Origin of the sequence: Desulfocurvus sp. (genome assembly GCF_023230885.1) — a bacterium.
In the GTDB taxonomy this organism is placed as follows: Bacteria; Desulfobacterota; Desulfovibrionia; order Desulfovibrionales; family Desulfovibrionaceae; genus Desulfocurvus.
In genome coordinates, this window is the sequence record NZ_JALNWM010000279.1 from 1 (window position 1) to 3,186 (window position 3,186).

Here is a 3,186-nt window from a genome sequence, read left to right on the forward strand (position 1 = left end):
CGGGGCCAACAACCGCAACTGGCTGGAAGACGGCCTGGAAAAGCATGTGCGCATGGAGGTCTACGCCAGCGCCACCCCCGGCTGGTACAACGCCACCGTCTGGATGGGCTGCTCCAACTGCGCGGACCTCACCGAGCAGTGGGAGGGCAACGCCTCGCGCGACACCAACGGCAAGAAGATGCACCATGTGCTGTACGCCACCCCCAACACCTGGCCCACCATCCGTTTCGGCTGGACCATGAGCTCCGACGGCACCGCCACGGGGCAGAACATCATCGTGTCCGACTTCGGACTCAAGTTCCTGTAGGCCGGGGCGCCCGCAAGCCGATGTACGCCGCCACGCAGCCAGCCACAGCCTCCAAGCCCGGCCCCGGAGCCTCATCCGCCCCCGGCGCGGCCGACCGGAGCAGATCATGATCTTTCGCATCCAGGCATCCCAGCGGCCCCGGGCCTTCACCCTCGTGGAAATGGCCCTCGTGCTCATCCTTTTCGGCGTTCTGCTGGCGACCACCCTGCCCCGCCTGCTGTCGAACATCAAAACCGACGGCGCGCGCAAGGGCAAGGCGTCGGTGGCCGAGGCCCGCGAGGAGCTCACCGGCTACGCGCTGGTCAAAGGCAAGCTCCCCGCCGCAGACGACGACGGGACGAGAACCCTCGTCCCCTCGGACATCAAGGCCCGCATCGACGCCACCGGCCAGCCCATCGTCTACATCCTGCCCAACGTCAACGCCACGGGCCAGTCCCTCTGGGAGCACGACATCTGCCAGTTCGACAGCACCGGGCTGTCCGTCGTCGGGCCGGGCGGCACCACCAGCGACGTGGCCTTCGTGGTCGCCAGCCCCGGGCAGAACCACGCCCTGGACCTGACCGTGGCTCCGCCCATGCTCCCGGGCGTGCAGGGCGCAGCAAGGACCGTGACCCTGGACTCCTTCGGCGCGGCCACGCCCACCCCCGGCCAGCAGTTCGACGACATCGTGGAGTTCGTGACCCTCAAGTACCTGCGCGACAAGCTCGACTGCGAGAACTACACGCCCGCGCCCCCGGGCAGCCCGCTGGCCACCCTGCCTATGGACAACATGTCCGACACCAACCTCGGCTTCGGCAGCGGCGCGTCCATCGTCTCCAGCGCCACCGCCGGGGGCGGCATGGGCAACGTGCTGTTCCTGGACGGCACGGCCAGCGGCGCGGTGGAGGTCCTCAACTCCGTGGCCTACCGCCTGGAGGAGTTCACCATCATGGGCTGGATCAAGACCGCCGACACCTCCACCGCCGACTTCGAGCCCATCATCAGCCGCCAGAACAACAACGTGGCCGCCGCGGCGAACCAGCGCAACTTCTGGATCAGCCTGTGGGGCGGGGGCTCCGGCGCCCAGGGGCACGTCCCCGGCGAGGTCGCCTTCAAGGCCAGCCCCAGCGCCACCCCGGGCAACCACTTCAACACCGACAGCGACGCGCAGACCTACAGGGCCACGCCCTACCACCACGACGGCAACTGGACCTTCTTCGCCGTGACCATGGACCACACGCCGGTGACCGGCGAGACGAACCGCCACACATCCATCGTCTACGCCAGCGACTTCGCCACCAGCACCCTGCAAAGCACCCCCGCCGGGCAAAGCGACAGCATCCGCTCGTCGGCCCCGTCCACTGGCGCCACGACGGGACCCGGCCTCTACACCATGTATGTCGGCCAGGACCCCCAGTACAACCGGTACTTCAACGGCTACATCGACGAGATCGTCATCTACGGCTACGCCCTGAACAGCACCGATGTCGAAGGCTGGTACAACGCGACGCGCAGCTATTACTAGTCCGCCGCCGCCCTTTTGCGCAGCACAGCGCCGCCGCCCTTTGGGGCGGCGGCGCTTTTTTTGCCGCGCCCGGCCGGGGCGGGAGGGACCGCGCGGCGCACAGCGCGCCCGTTCCGAAGTGGCGGTCCGCCCGGGCGGAGCTCCGCCCCGGAGCCCGGCGGGCATGCCGAGGGGAAACCCGGCCCACCAAGCGGATTCCGCCGGAACCGCAGACAGGCAGACAGGGGCCAGGCCGCGCCGAGGGCGACCGCGCACCCCGGGCATCCACTGCCGCCCCCCCCCCCCGCGCGGCCCTGTCTACACAGGCGGGGGCCGTGCCCGGGCGAAGCCCGGAGCCACCCGCCGGGTCCGCCGACCGCGGGGAGGACGAAGGAGTAACCGCCGCCGCGCGCCGCACTCCGGCGCGTCTGGCGGCCTGGGTGTCAGAAGTGGGCCACATCCTGCCGACACCCGCCTTCGGGCCCCGGCCGCCAAGGAAGACGCAGAGCGTGCCCGCGGTCCCTCCCCGGGGCCCCCGGCCCCAGGCCCAGGCAGACAGGGAAGCGCCCAGACTGGAATGCCGTCATCCGGCGCCCTGGGGACCCTGGGGAGAAAAAGGAAGGGCTTCCCGGGCATGCGGACATTCCGGCATGCCGATCAGGGACGCTGCCCGCCCGGACGCCAGTCAACGCCCTGCCGCCGGGCGGCCAGCCCTTCCCCGCGCCTTGACCGCACACGGCCAGACCGGGCAGGCAGGCGCGTTTGCCGCAACCGCTGCGCGGCGCCCTGGGCAGCGCCCCCCGGCTCAGGCGGGCCAGACCAGGCGGAGGCATTCGCCGCCCCGGGGCTGGACGGGCAGAGGAAGGGCCAGCGCTCCCCTGAGCCCGGGGCAGGGCTGGCGGGCCGCGTGGAGCTGCAAGACTGCGCGGGAAGCGCAAGGTGTCGGGAGGGGAGTGCGAAGGGCTCGTGGATGCTGCGAAGGCGAAGAATCCCGGCCCGACTGTTCGGCCCGGACCTCGCCCGGGCGACTCTGCCCGTCCCGCTTTGCCTGTTCCGGCCTGCTTCGCTTGTTCCGACCCCGCGCCGCCCGCTGCGGCCCGCCCGACCCAACCGCCCCGACCCGCCCTCTTTGCGGTGCCCGGGTGCTCCGGGTACCCGGCGAGGACACCCGGCCCAGCCGCCCCGGCCCGGGCCCTCGCCCGGGCGACTCTGCCCGTCCCGCTTTGCCTGTTCCGGCCTGCTTCGCTTGTTCCGACCCCGCACCGCCCGTTGCGGCCCGCCTGCCCGTTCCGGTCCTGGCCGCCCCTATATCGCCCGCGCCGCGATTCCCTGCGCGACCTGCCGCCCGGCCGCCCGGCCCGGGAACCGGTGGCCCCCGGCGAGCGGGGCCGGGGGC

The 3,186-nt window shown here is 71.9% G+C and carries 2 protein-coding genes; both read left to right on the top strand.

Features of this window, described 5'->3' with window-relative positions; genetic code table 11:
- On the top strand, positions 1–307 hold a 307-nt coding region (locus M0P34_RS14615), incomplete at its 5' end, for a hypothetical protein (RefSeq protein WP_291500428.1).
- 106 nt (positions 308–413) lie between these two features.
- Positions 414–1,811, top strand: coding sequence for a prepilin-type N-terminal cleavage/methylation domain-containing protein (locus M0P34_RS14620; RefSeq protein WP_291500430.1), 1,398 nt, complete (start codon positions 414–416; stop codon positions 1,809–1,811).
- The last annotated feature ends 1,375 nt before the right edge of the window (positions 1,812–3,186 follow it).